General features: G+C 61.5%; 17 protein-coding genes. 4 read left to right on the forward strand and 13 right to left on the reverse strand.

Annotated features, from left to right (window positions below; genetic code table 11):
• Window positions 1–83: 83 nt before the first annotated feature.
• Window positions 84–1718, reverse strand: a complete 1635-nt coding sequence (locus tag RA24_RS04035) for a LysM peptidoglycan-binding domain-containing protein (RefSeq protein WP_039189997.1) — start codon at window positions 1716–1718, stop codon at window positions 84–86.
• Window positions 1719–1842: 124 nt separating this feature from the next.
• Here RA24_RS04035 and RA24_RS04040 point away from each other — a divergent pair, with 124 nt between their 5' ends.
• Window positions 1843–2394, forward strand: coding sequence for an LOG family protein (locus RA24_RS04040; protein WP_039169879.1), 552 nt, complete (start codon window positions 1843–1845; stop codon window positions 2392–2394).
• On the opposite strand, the gene rarD is transcribed toward RA24_RS04040, so the two are convergent.
• The 10 genes from rarD to RA24_RS04090 all read right to left on the reverse strand — a co-directional run bounded on the left by rarD (window position 2331) and on the right by RA24_RS04090 (window position 11395).
• Window positions 2331–3242 carry an EamA family transporter RarD gene (rarD, locus tag RA24_RS04045; RefSeq protein ID WP_039146384.1) on the reverse strand — a complete coding sequence of 304 codons (912 nt, stop codon included), beginning with the start codon at window positions 3240–3242 and terminating at the stop codon, window positions 2331–2333. The genes RA24_RS04040 and rarD overlap by 64 nt on opposite strands.
• A gap of 61 nt (window positions 3243–3303) precedes the next feature.
• Window positions 3304–3759: a host attachment family protein gene (locus RA24_RS04050; protein ID WP_039146387.1), complete on the reverse strand. Its 456-nt coding sequence runs from the start codon at window positions 3757–3759 to the stop codon at window positions 3304–3306.
• A complete protein-coding gene (locus RA24_RS04055) occupies window positions 3759–3959 on the reverse strand; it encodes a hypothetical protein (RefSeq protein WP_039190000.1) in 201 nt (66 codons plus the stop codon). Before RA24_RS04055 ends, RA24_RS04050 begins: the two co-directional genes overlap by 1 nt.
• Window positions 3960–4096: 137 nt before the next feature.
• On the reverse strand, window positions 4097–4696 hold the full coding sequence (locus RA24_RS04060; RefSeq protein WP_019295431.1) for a superoxide dismutase: 600 nt from the start codon (window positions 4694–4696) through the stop codon (window positions 4097–4099).
• A 260-nt stretch (window positions 4697–4956) separates the two neighbouring features.
• Entirely contained in the window at window positions 4957–5433 is a 477-nt protein-coding gene (locus RA24_RS04065; protein WP_152612809.1) for a hypothetical protein, read from the reverse strand.
• Between the two features lie 81 nt (window positions 5434–5514).
• On the reverse strand, window positions 5515–5949 hold the full coding sequence (locus tag RA24_RS04070) for a hypothetical protein (protein ID WP_039190002.1): 435 nt from the start codon (window positions 5947–5949) through the stop codon (window positions 5515–5517).
• A gap of 185 nt (window positions 5950–6134) precedes the next feature.
• Window positions 6135–6701 carry a sarcosine oxidase subunit gamma gene (locus tag RA24_RS04075; protein WP_039151775.1) on the reverse strand — a complete coding sequence of 189 codons (567 nt, stop codon included), beginning with the start codon at window positions 6699–6701 and terminating at the stop codon, window positions 6135–6137.
• The gene (locus RA24_RS04080; protein WP_039190012.1) at window positions 6694–9726 is read right to left on the reverse strand and encodes a sarcosine oxidase subunit alpha family protein; all 3033 of its coding nucleotides are present in this window, start codon (window positions 9724–9726) and stop codon (window positions 6694–6696) included. Before RA24_RS04080 ends, RA24_RS04075 begins: the two co-directional genes overlap by 8 nt.
• Window positions 9727–9775: 49 nt before the next feature.
• The gene (locus tag RA24_RS04085; protein WP_039190015.1) at window positions 9776–10117 is read right to left on the reverse strand and encodes a sarcosine oxidase subunit delta; all 342 of its coding nucleotides are present in this window, start codon (window positions 10115–10117) and stop codon (window positions 9776–9778) included.
• Window positions 10118–10150: 33 nt separating this feature from the next.
• On the reverse strand, window positions 10151–11395 hold the full coding sequence (locus RA24_RS04090; RefSeq protein WP_019295425.1) for a sarcosine oxidase subunit beta family protein: 1245 nt from the start codon (window positions 11393–11395) through the stop codon (window positions 10151–10153).
• 188 nt (window positions 11396–11583) lie between these two features.
• On the opposite strand from RA24_RS04090, the gene ccmI reads away from it, so the two are divergent.
• Genes ccmI through RA24_RS04105 form a run of 3 tightly spaced genes read left to right on the forward strand, consistent with a single transcriptional unit; the run spans window position 11584 to window position 13530 of the window.
• Complete coding sequence (gene ccmI, locus RA24_RS04095) at window positions 11584–12822, forward strand: c-type cytochrome biogenesis protein CcmI (protein WP_039190019.1); 1239 nt, start codon at window positions 11584–11586, stop codon at window positions 12820–12822.
• Window positions 12819–13292 (forward strand): Holliday junction resolvase RuvX, encoded by a 474-nt coding sequence (ruvX, locus tag RA24_RS04100; protein ID WP_039190025.1) that lies wholly within the window; start codon window positions 12819–12821, stop codon window positions 13290–13292. The genes ccmI and ruvX overlap by 4 nt, the downstream gene beginning before the upstream one ends.
• 4 nt (window positions 13293–13296) lie before the next feature.
• A complete protein-coding gene (locus RA24_RS04105; RefSeq protein ID WP_019295422.1) occupies window positions 13297–13530 on the forward strand; it encodes a DUF1289 domain-containing protein in 234 nt (77 codons plus the stop codon).
• A 173-nt stretch (window positions 13531–13703) separates the two neighbouring features.
• Here the strand turns inward: RA24_RS04105 and RA24_RS04110 are convergent, their stop codons facing one another.
• Together RA24_RS04110 and RA24_RS04115 are read right to left on the reverse strand one after the other, a co-directional pair.
• The gene (locus RA24_RS04110; protein WP_039190027.1) at window positions 13704–14144 is read right to left on the reverse strand and encodes a DUF4265 domain-containing protein; all 441 of its coding nucleotides are present in this window, start codon (window positions 14142–14144) and stop codon (window positions 13704–13706) included.
• Between the two features lie 41 nt (window positions 14145–14185).
• Window positions 14186–14983: a hypothetical protein gene (locus RA24_RS04115; RefSeq protein WP_039190029.1), complete on the reverse strand. Its 798-nt coding sequence runs from the start codon at window positions 14981–14983 to the stop codon at window positions 14186–14188.
• Window positions 14984–14986 lie beyond the last annotated feature (3 nt).

Genomic DNA, 14986 nt, shown 5'->3' on the forward strand with positions numbered 1-14986 from the left:
TAGACACCTCCAGATATTCACCTGTTCACGGTTTTGCGAGGGGCGAACAGAAAAAACGCGCCGCAAGGGCGCGTTTCCCAGGGTTATTCGGGGATGGTGAAGACTTGCCCCGGGTAGATCAGATCCGGGTTGCGGATCGCGTCCTTGTTGGCCTCGAAAAGCCTCACATAGAGGAAACCACTGCCATATTTCTCTTGCGAGATGGCCCAAAGCGTATCGCCCTTCTGGATCGTCACTGCGCGCACAAGCGGCGCTGGCAGGTCCGGGTCCGCATCGCGCTCCGGCTGCGGCAGCACCTCCGGCGATTCCCGTTTGAAGGGGGTTTCCAGACGGCTCACCACCTTGCCTGAGGAGGTTTCGATCTCATCCAGGCGCAGGGTGTAGACACCCGGTGCCACATCCGCCAGCCGACCGTTCCAGCGGCCGTCCTGGGCTGCGTCCAGTTCCGCGACCACCTGATTGTCCACATAAACCCTGACCCGCGACTTCGGGCGCGCGCGCCCGGACAGTTCAACCCCGCCAGTGCCATTGTAGCTGATGGCGTCCAGCGCCACTTCCTTGTTCAGGTCCGGATCGGCGGGAACTGCGGGCTGCACCACTTCTACCCCGTCCTGATCGGCACGCAGCACGGCCACAGCCTGCCCTTGCGGCTGAGGCGGCTCGGGTTCGGCCCCAGGCTCTGTCTCTGCCGGAACAGGTTCCGCTGCCGCGGTCTCAACAGTGTTTTGATCACCTTGCCCGGTTGCCGCAGTGCTTTCCGCGTCCTGGCCGCCCTGCTCAACCGCTGCCGGCTCAGCCGCGGCCTCAGTTTCATCTGCTTGTCCAGTCAGCTGCTCGTCTGCAGCCGGTTCGTCTGGAATCAGTGACGCTACCTGCTCTTCAGTTTGCTCAACCGCACGCTCCGTTGCAGTTTCCGCAGGGGCGACTGGCGCCAGAATAAAGGACGCGCCAGAGGTGCTTTGCGCGCCCTCATGTTCTGCCAACAACGACACAACTCGGGCCTCCGAACTCGACGCAATGGAGGTTAGTGCAACAAACTCGCCACCCGCCGGCACCTCCAGCTGTTCCAGCACCACGCCGTCCAGCAGCACCGAAACCTGCACGCCTTCCTGTGCCCGGCCGGCAATCACCGCGGCCCCGTCGCTATCCACACGCACCAGATCCAGCTCCGGCGCCTGCAGGACAAAGACATCTTCTTTGGATGTTTCGGGTGCCGGTTGGGATTGCTCCGCAATCCCCTCAGGCTCGGACAGCACTGCCAATTCGGTGGTCTGATCTGATGCTTCCTCTGCACCTTCACCGGTGCCAGTCTCCGCAACGGCGGCTGCCTCTACAGAAGTTTCTGTATCAGGCGCGTCAGTTGCGGCTGCAACCTGATCTGAAACCTCCGGTTCCGCACCGCTGGCATCTTCCGCAATCAAGTCCTCCGGCTGCTGAACACCGTCAACAGCTTCAACCGCTTCAACCTGATTGCCCGCAGCCTCCTCAATGGCCCGGTTCTGCAGCGGCTGTCCCGATTCCTGACCCTCGCCGGAAAACGCGCCGCCGCCGTCAGCAGCCTGCCCGGCCGCCTGTTCGCTCACCACCGCGCCATCGGGCGCAACCGTGCCAAACATCCCAAGCTGGTACAGCACCACGCCGCCCACGACCACAACCGTGCCGGCAATACCGCCAAGTGTGAGGGCCCCCAGACCCCCGCTTCCAGATGCATCCGCCATGTCTTTCCCTTCGGCAATTGCGGAATGTGACCTTCCGCTTAGTTGAGGGAATCTAACAACCCCGCTATCACGGGTCAAAACACCAATTGGTTTTCACCTTGATATTCCACGGAAAGGCTGGCCGATGAGCATCAAATCCGTCTGTGTCTACTGCGGATCGCGCGCGGGTGTTCTGCCCGCCTACGCCGAGGCTGCCCGCGCATTCGGCACCGCGCTGGCCGATAACGGCATGCGGCTGGTCTATGGCGCCGGCGATGTCGGCCTGATGGGCGAAGTGGCGCGCGCAGCGCAAAAGGCCGGCGGCAAAACCTTCGGGGTTATCCCCGGCCACCTGGAACGGCGCGAGGTGGGGAAATCAGACCTCACAACCTATGTTGTCACCGAGACCATGCACGAGCGCAAAAAGGTGATGCTGTGGAACGCCGATGCGGTGGTTGTGCTGCCCGGCGGAGCGGGATCGCTTGACGAACTTTTCGAAGCCCTCACCTGGCGCCAGCTGGGCCTGCATTCCAAGCCGATTGTGATCCTCAATACCGAAGGCTACTGGGACAAGCTGCGCGATCTGCTGGAGCAAGTGGTCAGCCAGGGATTTGCCGGTCGGGAAACCGCAGATCACCTGATTTGGGCCGACACCCCGGTGGCTGCAATCGCCGCCCTGCGCGACGCCCGTTCCTGACGCAGCGCCGAGACCGAAAACACCGCCACCGCGCTCCAGATCAGCGCAAAGGCGGTGCCATGCCAGGGGGTGAACGGCTCGGCAAAGACCAGCACCGCGACCAGGAATTGCAGCGTCGGGTTCAGGTATTGCAGTACCCCGACTGTTCCCAGCCGCACCCGGCGGGCCGCATAGGCAAACAGGATCAGCGGCAGCCCGGTCAGGATGCCGGAGAACATCAGCATCAGCGCATCCTGGAACCCTCCCAGAAAACCAGCCCCACCGGTCATCCAGATGATCGCCAACGCAACCGGCAACAGCAGAGCAACTTCCGCAGTGACAGATACCACCGGCCCCAATGGCAGTTGTTTCTTAACAACACCATACAGGGCAAAGCTGAAGCTCAGCGCCAGCGGAATCCAGGGCGCGGCCCCCAGCCCGAACGACAGCACCGCCACAGCCAGCGCCGCCAGCCCTACCGCGGCGCCTTGGGCCCGCGTCAGCTGCTCACCGAAGGCAAGCCTCCCCAGCAGAACGCTCAGCAGCGGAAAAATGTAATAGCCAAGGCTCGCTTCGGTCGCATAGCCCACCTGCACCGCAGTGATGAAGATAAACCAATTCAATGAAATCATTGCCGAGGCAAACACCAGCAGCAAGGCACTGCGGCGGGTGGACAACGCCGTCCCCAGCGCGCTGATACGCCCCTGACACAGCAGCACGATGGCAAAAAACACAAACGACCACAGCGCCCGGTGCGACAGCACCTGCTCCGGCGGCACATGCGACAATGCCTTGTAATAAATACCGGAAAGCCCCCAAACGGTGCAGGAGGCACAGAGTGCCAGAACCCCTTTTTGTGCCTCTCCCATGACATGCTCCCGCCCGGCTGCCGTTTCACAGACACCGGGCAGAAGCGCGGGTCAACCCTGCTCAGCTGTTACGCAGCGCATCTTTCACCAATTCTTCGATCCTGGTGATCTCATGTCCGGTCAGGTTCTTGCTGATCTCCCCGATCACGCGGTCGGAAACTTCCTTGTGCAGGGTCTTGCGCAGTTCGCCCAGAACTTCCGGTGCGGCGACCAGAACCAGCTTCGCGAATTCACCGCGGCGGGCCATCTCATACAGCTTGTCCGACAGATCCTTTGCAAACCGCTCCTTGGCCAATTGGTGCCAATCGGTGTCGTCCACGGCAGAGCGGTGGACGCTAGGGCCGTCGTTGAACCGTCCCGGACGGTTGGCGGATTGCTCCCGGTCCGGCGGGTTTTCCTGCTCATCCTTGCGGCGCACCTGCAGGAAGGGGTCGTCACCATCGACGGTGTTTTCCAGGAACAGCGCCTTCTCACTGTCAGCCACCAGGACATAGGTGCCGTAGGAAAGCCGGGTCATTACTTCTCCTCCTGCTCATTGGACTTACACACCCGTGTCGCCCCTGCCGGACGCTCCTTGGCGCGCTTTTCCTCGTCTTCGCTGCCAATTTCCCGGGCCAGCCGCCCGCCGGTGCGCCCGCCATGAGAGACGCTGCCCTTTTCGCCCAGTATGCCTTTGGTTTCCTGGTGTCCGTCCATGGACCTCTTGCGTTCAGCCATAATGGTCCTCCTCTCGTACACCGGACCAACGCACGAAACCCCGCCCGCGTTCCGGGTAAAAAACGCGTCGAAGCCACACGAAAAAGCCCGCCGGAGATCTCCGGCGGGCCTGAATAAGCCAATATGCGGCATGTGCCTTACATGCGCGAGGCGACGTTTTCCCAGTTCACCAGGTTGTCGAGGAAGTTCGACAGATAAGCCGGGCGCTTGTTGCGGAAATCGATGTAGTAGGAGTGCTCCCACACATCGCAGCCCAGCAGCGCGGTCTGGTTGAAGCACAGCGGGTTGACGCCGTTTTCGGTCTTGGTCACTGCCAGCGAGCCGTCAGCGTTCTTGACCAGCCAGGCCCAGCCGGAGCCGAACTGGCCCGCGCCAGCGGCGGAGAACTGCGATTTGAACTCATCGACCGAGCCGAAGGATTCCACCAGAGCTTTCTCCAGTTCACCCGGCATTTTGCTTTCACCCGGGCCCATCATTTCCCAGAACTGGTTGTGGTTCCACAGCTGGGAGATGTTGTTGAAGATGCCGTTCTGGGCAACCGCGCCGGCGTCATAAGTGCCTTTGATGATCTCTTCCATCGACTTGCCGTCCCACTCAGTGCCGGCAATCAGCTTGTTGCCGTTGTCGACATAGGCCTTGTGGTGCAGATCGTGGTGGTATTCCAGGGTTTCCGCCGACATGCCTTTGGCGGCCAGGGCGTCGTGTGCATAAGGAAGATCGGGAAGTTCAAAAGCCATTTTGGCCCCCTGTGAAATAAGTTTGCGTTCCTGCGCAGATACATGCGGTGTGCGCGCTATCAGGTCAAGGGGCCTAGGCGTGAAAACACCGCAGGACCCATGTGCAAAAAACTAGTGGTTACCAAGAATTCCAGGTCTCAATGCTGAACAGTCTTCAAGCAGCAACAGACCTTGTTAGTGCGCATATTGACCACCAAAGGATGAGCTCGCATTGCCGTGCAACACTATCCGCGGACCTTGCAACTCTGGTTCCGAACTGTTCAGCCCTTCTTGACCTTGCACTTACCCCGCCCGCGCGGCAGGTTTTCGTAGCCGGTGATCACGCCACGGATCGACAGGGTGTTCTGCTTCATATTGAGAACCCCGGTGTACAAACCATCCACTTTGGTTCTGGCGTTGCCGACCGGGATATCATTTACACGCCAGTCCAAGTTGTAGGAAATCTCATTGCGCCGTTCAACGCGTGCCTCAAGAGGCTCACCAACAAGTTCGTGAATGAAACCATCATAAATCTTTGCCGACTCATCCTCATCGTTCCACATCACGATGACCCTAGGTGCAATCCAGCCATTGTTGGTGAAGGCTTTGATCTCACAATCATAAACCGTCTCGGCAAAGGCCACCTGCCCCGCGAAGCTGACGGAAGCTGCTATCCCGGAAAGTGCAAAACGTAGCATCTGTTTTTCTCCAAATTCATCCCGGAGTTGTTTGCAGCCGAAGAAAAGAAAGGCAAGCAAATTCCAACGTCAAAAGAACACGTTTTCTACTATTGCGATTTCAATGCGACGCAATACATGCGTGCCAGCTAAGCCAGCAGGTCAGCCTTCGTTCTGAGCCAGCAAAGACAGGCTGCGGACCATTTCGCACTGACCCTGTCCACGTGGCAGTACCCCATCCTGACCGCTGCGCTCTGCCTTGATGCTCATTTTGTGGTTCGCAGTGTTCAAAATCGCCCGGAATCGAGGCTTGGGCCGTCCAGCGTCTCCACCGACAGCCAGTTTCGGCAACGCCCAATTCAGCATATAAGAGGTTTCACTGTGCTGCATCACCCTGGCATTGACCGTCACGCCAAAGACCATATCGGTGATCACAGCGCCGCTGAAGTCATCCGCGAACTTCAGGCTGAAACGGCTGGGAATCCACTCTGTTCCGGAAATCGGTTTCAGGCTGCAGCGAAAGCCGGGCCCCGCGATAGCCGCGGCACCTCCAAGCGTTAGTACAAGTGCAAAGAACCCGCAAAACCGCAGACCCATGGGCAGCCCCCCGAAACATCGTCACGCAGCCACCTCCCCCCAAGGAAACAGCCAGAGTTCAACCGCTTGCAAAATGCGCAAAAGGAGACATTCCGGGAACGGGCAAAAAAAAGGTGCCCTGGAAGGTCTCCAGGACACCGTAAATGACGCGCAAAGGCGTCACAAGCAGAAAGCGAGTGATAATTTTAGTAAACACCCACTTTACTTTGCGGATGCGCCCCTGCGCTCAGCAGTTTGAACACATATTCACCAACCGAGCGGAAGCAGACGATGTAGAAGTTGCCGTCGTCGTTCAACCAGAAGGCGCCTGCCACCTGGGCCAGGCGCGAGCGGCGGAACTGGCCCGGTTTGAAGGCCGCAGCGTCAAAGTCCACCGGGCTCACCTTGCCCAGAACCTCGCGCGCACCCTCGCCCGACAGGCGGAAGAAGGCACGGGCGTCGGAGACGTTTACAGCCAGAGCATGCTCGCCTTTCAGCGCCTCGGCCACTTCCGCGGTCTTGGCAACTGCATCCTCATAGGGAACCAGCAGCAGCAGTTCGTCCGGGGACATCCACGCAGCGGCGCCGTTTTCGGCAACCGAGATGGAGCCCTGTGCCGGAACCTCGGCGCCGGTGGCGGCTTTGACAGCCGCCTTCAGCGCCGATGAACCCAGATCGCCGCGCAGGGTGATCATACCCTGCAGACCGGCATCCTCGACGGTGGCCAGACCCGAGAAACGGGCGCCGCTTAGTACGGAAACAGCCTTAGACATTCTGCTTCTCTCCATCCTTATCGTAGAAGACCGGATCAACGATCTTGGCTTTGTAGGTCTTGCCGTCAGTGCCGGGGAACTCGATCACTTCGCCCATCCGCTTGGGACCATGCTTGACCAGGCCCATGGCGATGCCGCGGCCCAGGGTCGCGGAGTGGTAGGTCGAGGTCACCCGGCCGATCATGTTGCGCTGGCCGTTGGCGTTGACGCCTTCACCCAGTGCATAGGCGCCATCAGGCAGCACCGAACCGTCAACGGTTTCCAGGCCAACCAGCTGCCAGCGCTCCGGATCGACCATGTGCGAACGCTGCTGCGCGCGTTTGCCCAGGTAGTCTTCCTTCTTCTTCGACAGCGCCCAGTGCAAACCCAGATCCTGCGGGATCACGGTGCCATCGGTCTCGTCGCCGATCATGATGAAGCCCTTCTCGGCGCGCAGGATGTGCAGGGTCTCGGTGCCGTACGGCATGACGCCGAATTCCTTGCCTGCTTCCATCAGCGCATCCCAGAACGCCTGGCCTTCGGAGGCCGCAACCGCGATCTCGTAGGACAGCTCACCCGAGAAGGAGATCCGGTAAGCCCGGGCGTCAAACTCGCCGATCTTGCCGTCACGCCATTCCATGAACGGCAGCGCCTCTTTCGAGACATCCATGCCGCCGCCTGCTGCCGCATTCAGCTTCTCCAGCACCTTGCGGGCGTTGGGGCCGACCACAGCGATCTGGGCGTACTGTTCGGTCACGTTGGCGACATAGACCTTCATGTCCCACCATTCGGTCTGCAGCCACTCTTCCATCCAGCCGTGGATGCGCTCGGCGCCGCCGGTGGTGGTGTGGCACAGGAAAGTGTCCTCGTCGATGCGGGCAACCACACCGTCGTCCATCAGGAAACCGTTTTCGGTGCACATCAGGCCATAACGGCATTTGCCGACCTTCAGCGTGGACATCATGTTGGTGTACATCATGTCCAGGAACTTGCCTGCGTCGGGGCCTTTGACCACCAGCTTGCCCAGGGTCGAGGCATCCAGCAGACCGAGGTTCTCGCGGGTGTTCTTCACCTCGCGGTTCACCGCGGCATGACGGTCCTCACCGGGTTTGGTGATGGCAAACGGGCGGCGCCACTGGCCAACCGGTTCCCAATCCGCGCCGTTCTTCTCCAGCCAGTCGGCAATCGGTGTCTTGCGCACAGGCTGGAAGATCTCGGCCCGTGCCTCACCAGCGATCGCGCCCAGCGAGATCGGGTGGTACGGCGGACGGAAGGTGGTGGTGCCCACCTGCGGGATTTCCGAGTTCAGGCTGTCGGCCAGAATGGCCAGGCCGTTGATGTTGGACAGTTTGCCCTGGTCGGTGGCCATGCCCAGCGTGGTGTAACGCTTGGTGTGCTCGACGCTTTCATAGCCTTCGCGGGCCGCCAGCTGCACGTCCGACACTTTCACGTCGTTCTGATAGTCCAGCCAGGACTTCATGCGCAGCTTGATATCTGCCTTGGCAGGCATCAGCCAGACTGCTTCCATTTGCGCTTCCGCCTCGGACTCGCCTTTGGCAGCTGCCACGGATTTCGCCGGGAATCCGGCCGCTTCAGCTGCTTTCGCGCCAGCCGCAGCTGCATCTTCCAGCAGCGCGCCCAGGCCGAACTCGCCGTTTGCGGCACCAGCAGGCACCACAAAGCCGTTGCCGTCGTGGCCCAGCGGCGGACGGGAGGCATCGGGGCGGAAATTGGCGTTCACTTCGTCCCAGATCAGCTTGCCGCCGCAATGGGACCACAGGTGGACCACAGGAGACCAGCCGCCGGACATGGCAACTGCATCGGCCTGCACGGTCTCGCGCGCGCCGCCTTCGCCGTTCTGGGCGCAGATGGCGACCTCAGTCACGCATTTGCCGTCCTTCACCTTGGCGATGGCACGGCCCAGTTCGACCCGGATGCCCCTTTCGCGGACAGCTTCCATCAGCGCGCCGCCGCCGGTTTCGCGGGTGTCGACCACGCGGACCACTTCGACGCCGGCGTCATGCAGCACCAGCGCGGTGCGGTAGGCGTCGTCGTTGTTGGTGGCAACCACCACCTTCTGGCCCGGGTTGATGCCCCAGTTCACCACATAGTCGCGCATTGAGGCCGCCAGCATCACGCCGGGAACATCGTTGCCGGCAAAGGACAGCGGACGCTCGATCGCACCGGTTGCGGTGACGATCTGAGAGGCGCGGATCCGCCACAGACGGTGGCGCGGGCCGCCCTGGCCCGGTGCGTGGTCGGTCAGGCGCTCATAGCCCAGGGCATAGCCGTGGTCATAGACGCCGGAACCCATGCAGCGGTCGCGGAGCGTAACGTTGTCCATGCCGCGCAGCTCTTCCAGGGTCTTTTCGATCCAGACCTCGGGCGCTTCGCCGTCGATGGTGCCGCCGTCAACCGGCGCACGGCCGCCCCAGTGGCTGTTCTGCTCCAGCACCAGAACCTTGGCGCCGGAGGCCGCAGCCGCCTTGGCCGCCTGCATGCCGGCAACGCCGCCGCCGATGACCAGCACATCTGCAAAGAAGTAGAAGTGCTCGTAAGTGTCGGCGTCTTTCAGTTCCTTGTCTGGGGCTGCGCCCAGGCCTGCGGACTTGCGGATGATCGGCTCATAGACGTGTTTCCACAGCGGACGCGGGTGGATGAACATCTTGTAGTAGAAACCGGCGGTCAGGAAACGGCTGAGCTTGTTGTTCACCGCCAGGACGTCGAACTCCAGGCTCGGCCAGTGGTTCTGCGACTGCGCGGTCAGGCCCGAGAACAGCTCGGTGGTGGTGGCGCGCTGGTTCGGCTCGTAACGGTCGCCCACACCCAGCTGCATCAGCGCATTGGGTTCTTCCGAGCCGGATGCGACAACGCCGCGCGGGCGGTGGTATTTGAACGAGCGGCCCATCATAACCTGGCCGTTGGCCAGCAGTGCGGACGCCAGGGTATCGCCGGCAAAACCCTGCATGGATTTACCGTTGAAGGTGAAGGCGATCTGTTTGGAGCGGTCGATCAGCCGGCCGTGTTTGGCAAGACGCGTGCTCATGGGCGCAGACCTTTCAAGAGAAAAGCGGGTGTTTCAGTCAGGCGGCGGTTCATTTCTTGCCGTCCGCAAATTCGCGCCAGGTCCAGCCCGGGCGTTTGGCAGCGATCTTTTCCAGGATCTCCTGCGTCGGAACGCTGGTCTGTGCGGTATAGGTGCCAAAGACCTCCAGCGTCATGGTGCAGCGGGCGGCGTGGAACCACTTGCCGCAGCCGTTGGCATGGCGCCAGCGTTCAAAATGAACGCCTTTGGGGTTTTCGCGCATGAACAGGTAGTCATGGAACTCATCGTCCGAGGAGCCGGGGCCATAGCGCTTCAGATGCGCTTCGCCGCCCGCGGCCAGTTCGGTTTCTTCGGCTTTGACGCCGCAATAGGGGCATTCAAGGATCAGCATTGTGCTTGCTCCACAGTATTGAATTTTGCGGCGTTAGTGCGCCACACCGGCGGCGACGCTCTCGTCGATGAACTTGCCTTCTTTGAAGCGGTTGATCGAGAACTCCTCGGTCAGCGGCGAGTGGCCGGTGGCCATCAGCTCTGCCATCGCCCAGCCCGAGCCCGGGATCGACTTAAAGCCGCCGGTGCCCCAGCCGCAGTTGATGAAGCAGTTCTGAACCGGGGTCTTGGAGATGATCGGCGAGCGGTCGCCGGTCACATCCACGATACCGCCCCACTGGCGCAGCATCTTCAGGCGGCTGACCATCGGGAAGGTTTCGACCAGGGCGCGCACGGTTTCCTCGATATGGTGGAACGAACCGCGCTGGGTGTAGTTGTTGAACCCGTCGGTGCCGCCGCCGATGACCATCTCGCCTTTGTCGGACTGGGACATGTAGCCGTGCACGGTGTTGGCCATCACAACCACGTCCATGCAGGGTTTGATCGGCTCGGACACCATCGCCTGCAGGGCCACGGATTCCATCGGCAGACGGAAGCCCGCCATTTCCGACAGAACAGAGGCGTTGCCGGCAACGATCATGCCGATCTTGTCGCAGTCGATCGGGCCTTTGGTTGTATCGACACCCACGGTGCGGCCGTTCTCGGTGCGCACACCGGTGACTTCGCATTTCTGGATGATGTCCATGCCCATGTCGGAGCACGCACGCGCATAGCCCCAGGCCACGGCATCGTGACGGGCAGTGCCGCCGCGTTCCTGATAGAGGCCGCCCAGCACGGGGTAACGCGGGCCGTGCAGGTTGATGATCGGCACGATCTCTTTCACCCGCTCCGGGGTGATCCACTCGGTCTGAACGCCCTGCTGCTGGTTGGCATGCGCGGTGCGCTTGTAGCCGCGGATCTCATGCTCGGTCTGGGCCAGCATGATCACGCCGCGCGGGCTGAACATCACGTTGTAGTTCAGGTCCTGCGACATGGTCTCATACAGGCTGCGCGCCTTTTCATAGATCGCAGCCGAGGGATCCTGCAGGTAGTTCGAGCGGATGATGGTGGTGTTCCGGCCCGTATTGCCGCCACCCAGCCAGCCTTTCTCGATGATTGCGACATTGGTAATGCCGAAGTTTTTACCCAGGTAGTAGGCAGTGGCGAGGCCATGCCCGCCCGCGCCCACGATGACGACATCGTAGTGGCGTTTGGGTTCCGGCGAGCGCCAGGCGCGCTCCCATCCGGTGTGATAGCGCAGGGCTTCCCGCGCGACAGCAAAGACTGAATAGCGTTTCATGAGCGAATCCGATGGTTCGTGTCTGATAGCGGGTATGCCCGAAACGCATGGCTGACCAGTGCCGTTTATCGCCCTGTTTCTGCGTTATTGCGACATATCGAAATGACGCATTGCAGCATCCCGCGGCAGATTGGCTCTTTTGTTCGCCCCGCCCCGCATATAGATGAAAACCAAACTTCGGAGACGGCATGATTTTCTGGACAGTCACCGCCCTCATCGCCTTTGCGGCCGCGCTGCTGCTGGCAATGATCATCATTCGCGCCCGTGAGCAAGGCGAACCTGCCGCGGCTTACGACCTGCGTGTCTACCGCCAGCAATTGCGCGAGGTTGACAAGGATCTGGCCCGCGGCGTCATCGCCGAAAGTGACGCAGAGCGCATCCGCACCGAGATATCGCGCCGCATTCTGGCCGCTGACACGCAGCTGCAAAAGCGCAAGTCCGGCCCCGCCCAGCCCCGCGCCCTGTCGCTGGGCTTTGCCATCGCCACAGCACTGCTGATCACCGGCGGCACCCTGGGCCTTTACTGGCAGCTGGGCGCGCCGGGCTACGCTGACCTCGGCCTGCAGGACCGTATCCGTCTGGCAGGCGAGCGCGCCGAAAACCGTACCTCTCAGGCTGAGGCGGAGGCCGATGTGCCGGCAATCGAGCGCCCTGAAGTGGAAGAGGGTTACCTCAAGCTGGTCGAACAGCTGCGCAAAACCGCAGGCGAGCGCGAAGATGACGCCCGCGGCCAGGCCCTGCTGGCCCAGCACGAGGCCAACCTCGGAAACTTCAAAGCCGCTTACGAGGCCAAGACCAACTACATCCGCCTCGCCGAAGGCAAAGTGAACGCCCGCGACTTCACCGAACTGGCCGAATTGAAGATCATGGCGGCCGGCGGCTACGTGTCGCCAGAGGCGCAGACAGACTTGCAAAAAGCCCGCGCCATTGATCCCAGCCACGGGCCTGCCCGCTATTACTGGGGCCTGATGCTGGGCCAGATCGGCCGCCCGGACCTTGCCTACCGCGAATGGGCCGCAACCCTGCGCGACGGCCCTGCGGATGCCCTGTGGGTCAAAGGAATTCAGGGCCAGATCGAGGAAATGGCCTTCCGCGCCGGTGTCGAATACCGTCCGATCACCCCCGGCGGAGGAACTTCCCCCGCCCTGCCCGGCCCCAGTGCTGAAGACATGGCCGGCGCCAGCGAACTCAGCCCTGAAGAGCAGCAGGAAATGATCCGCGGCATGGTCACCCGCCTGTCGGAACGGCTGGCAACCGAAGGCGGCAGTGCCGAGGAATGGGCTCGCCTGATCGGCGCCCTGTCGGTGCTGGGCGAAACCGAGCGCGCCCGCACCGTCTATGACGAGGCCCGCGGCGCCTTTGAGGCCGACGCAGAGGCGCTGGCGCTCTTGGAAACCATCGCCGCCCAGGCAGGACTGACAGAATGATCCACGACGCCTTTGAAGATTTTGCCGCCGCCCTGCCGCCGATGCACGCGCTGATGGGGCTTGATCTGGGCACCAAGACCATCGGCGTCGCTGTCTCCGACCGCATCGGCGCGGTCGCAACACCTTTGGAAACCGTGAAGCGCAAGAAGTTCTCGGCAGACGCTGCCCGCCTGCTGGAAATCATCCAAGCCCGCGACATCAGCGGCATCCTCCTCGGCCTGCCCCGCAACATGGACGGCACAGAGGGGCCGCGCTGCCAATCCACCCGCGCCTTTGCCCGCAATCTGGGCCAGCTCACCGATCTGCCAATCTCCTTCTGGGATGAGCGCCTCAGCACTGTGGCAGCAGAAAAAGCGCTTCTTGAAGCAGATACGACACGCAAACGCCGCGCAGAGGTTATCGACCACGTCGCGGCCTCCTATATCTTGCAAGGCGCATTGGACCGGATGCGGCATTTGAAGAACAGGTGAACTGATGACTGACGACGTTTGGAAACGGGACGAAATCCAGTCCCCCTGCATCAAGATCTGCGTCGTCCACCCCGAGGCCCGCATCTGCACCGGATGCTACCGCTCCATCGACGAAATCCGCGACTGGTCGAAAATGACCAACGAGGAGCGCGCCGGTATCATGAACGACTTGCCGGAGCGCGCCAGCAAACTGGTCAAGCGCCGCGGCGGCCGCGGCGCGAGGTTAAAACGCAGCTAACGCGGCGCGCGGTGAGGTAACCGCTTGTCAATCATGCGGAATAAGCACTGACCCAATGTTTCGCGCGCGAAACATTTAGGCAGAACTGCTGACCTTTCTTGAAGAAGCGCTGTTCACCTTCCTCGGCAGAAGGTACCCCAAGTGCGAATGAGTAATCGGGGACACAATTGACTTCAGATGTCGTGGGAACAATCACCTTCTTCAAAGTCCCAGACCTTGCTTTGTTCGCCGTCTTCGAGCAACGCATAAACCTTATGCACATCCACACCCGCGGGAACGTTCAGAGCATAAAGGTCGAATCCAAAATCACCGTGCTCATAGGAACACCCGGCTTCGTTCAATGCGGTTAAGAACTGGTTCAGAACGTTCTTAGAGCCGCCTTTGGCCGGAATGATACGGTAAGTCGAGCCTTTTGCGCTTCTAAGACGTTTCGTAATGACAAGCTGGCCGTCTATCTCTCTCACTGAAACGATGTCACGGAAACTCAGCCCTCTCGCAAAAAAGGGGATATTCTCGACTCTGTATTTTCCCGCGGAAACCTCGGACAGCCAAACGCTCTCCGTGGAATGGCTGTGCCAGTCGTCTTGATCGAGTTCAATGGTTGCCTTTTCCAACGATTACTCCATCCGCATCCAAGTTTCGGACAAGCCGACACCTAGCCCTCCGCCAGCCATCCCTTGGTCCAATCCGCGAGCTCTGGCCGGAAGTACGCAATCATCCGGCCCTCTTCCGGCGCGCTTGCCTCCTCGCCCCAGGGTGCAACCCCGTGCAGGCACAGCCGGTGCATCAGATAGGACTCGCCGGGTTTGGCATGCACCGTGATCCGCGGGCAGGTCTCGAACACTTCGGCGCGGGCTGCCGTGTAGGCATCGGTCACATCCACATCCGCCCAGCCCGACTGCGGCACCCCCTCAAAGGCAGCGGCAAAGGCGCGGCGCATGATCCGGTGGCTGCCCTCCCAGATCACCAGCGGCGAGGCATCGGGGCTGCTTTCATTCAGCGGGAGGCCCAGCACCCAGGCATGCGGCTCCTCCACCTTGCGGCGGCGGTGCTCACCGTACATCTTGACCCCATCCACATGCGCCGCATCGCGTTTGACGCGGTAGCGGAAGGCGGCCTCGCCCTCGCCCGGGCGCGGACGCGGATAGCCGGGAAAGACCGAGGACACCTGCGCCCGGTGCAACTCGGGGATCGGGCCAAGGTTCTGCGTGATGAACTCCACCGGCGCCCCCGCCAGCGGCGGCCCGTCCGGCAAACGCCCGGCGGCATCGTTGGGCAGCGCGTCGACGCCAATGAACCAGGTCCGTTCGCACTGGAACCACTCGGCGCAGGCCGGGTCGTCCAGCGACCGGATGCCGTGACGCAATGCATCCGCCGCCCAGGCGGCCACCTGCGGGTCATGGGCAAAACGCACCCAGCCCCTGTCCTGAAACTGTTCGAACTGCTCATTCATTTT

It is taken from the genome of Leisingera sp. ANG-M6, assembly GCF_000813905.1.
Taxonomy (GTDB): domain Bacteria; phylum Pseudomonadota; class Alphaproteobacteria; order Rhodobacterales; family Rhodobacteraceae; genus Leisingera.

What these genes read in the sequence shown, in the direction of transcription:
- RA24_RS04035 (WP_039189997.1), bottom strand. Translation starts at nt 1,718, where the DNA reads ATGGCGGATGCATCTGGAAGCGGGGGTCTGGGGGCCCTCACACTTGGC.
- RA24_RS04040 (WP_039169879.1), top strand. Translation starts at nt 1,843, where the DNA reads ATGAGCATCAAATCCGTCTGTGTCTACTGCGGATCGCGCGCGGGTGTT.
- rarD (WP_039146384.1), bottom strand. Translation starts at nt 3,242, where the DNA reads ATGGGAGAGGCACAAAAAGGGGTTCTGGCACTCTGTGCCTCCTGCACC.
- RA24_RS04050 (WP_039146387.1), bottom strand. Translation starts at nt 3,759, where the DNA reads ATGACCCGGCTTTCCTACGGCACCTATGTCCTGGTGGCTGACAGTGAG.
- RA24_RS04055 (WP_039190000.1), bottom strand. Translation starts at nt 3,959, where the DNA reads ATGGCTGAACGCAAGAGGTCCATGGACGGACACCAGGAAACCAAAGGC.
- RA24_RS04060 (WP_019295431.1), bottom strand. Translation starts at nt 4,696, where the DNA reads ATGGCTTTTGAACTTCCCGATCTTCCTTATGCACACGACGCCCTGGCC.
- RA24_RS04070 (WP_039190002.1), bottom strand. Translation starts at nt 5,949, where the DNA reads ATGGGTCTGCGGTTTTGCGGGTTCTTTGCACTTGTACTAACGCTTGGA.
- RA24_RS04075 (WP_039151775.1), bottom strand. Translation starts at nt 6,701, where the DNA reads ATGTCTAAGGCTGTTTCCGTACTAAGCGGCGCCCGTTTCTCGGGTCTG.
- RA24_RS04080 (WP_039190012.1), bottom strand. Translation starts at nt 9,726, where the DNA reads ATGAGCACGCGTCTTGCCAAACACGGCCGGCTGATCGACCGCTCCAAA.
- RA24_RS04085 (WP_039190015.1), bottom strand. Translation starts at nt 10,117, where the DNA reads ATGCTGATCCTTGAATGCCCCTATTGCGGCGTCAAAGCCGAAGAAACC.
- RA24_RS04090 (WP_019295425.1), bottom strand. Translation starts at nt 11,395, where the DNA reads ATGAAACGCTATTCAGTCTTTGCTGTCGCGCGGGAAGCCCTGCGCTAT.
- ccmI (WP_039190019.1), top strand. Translation starts at nt 11,584, where the DNA reads ATGATTTTCTGGACAGTCACCGCCCTCATCGCCTTTGCGGCCGCGCTG.
- ruvX (WP_039190025.1), top strand. Translation starts at nt 12,819, where the DNA reads ATGATCCACGACGCCTTTGAAGATTTTGCCGCCGCCCTGCCGCCGATG.
- RA24_RS04105 (WP_019295422.1), top strand. Translation starts at nt 13,297, where the DNA reads ATGACTGACGACGTTTGGAAACGGGACGAAATCCAGTCCCCCTGCATC.
- RA24_RS04115 (WP_039190029.1), bottom strand. Translation starts at nt 14,983, where the DNA reads ATGAATGAGCAGTTCGAACAGTTTCAGGACAGGGGCTGGGTGCGTTTT.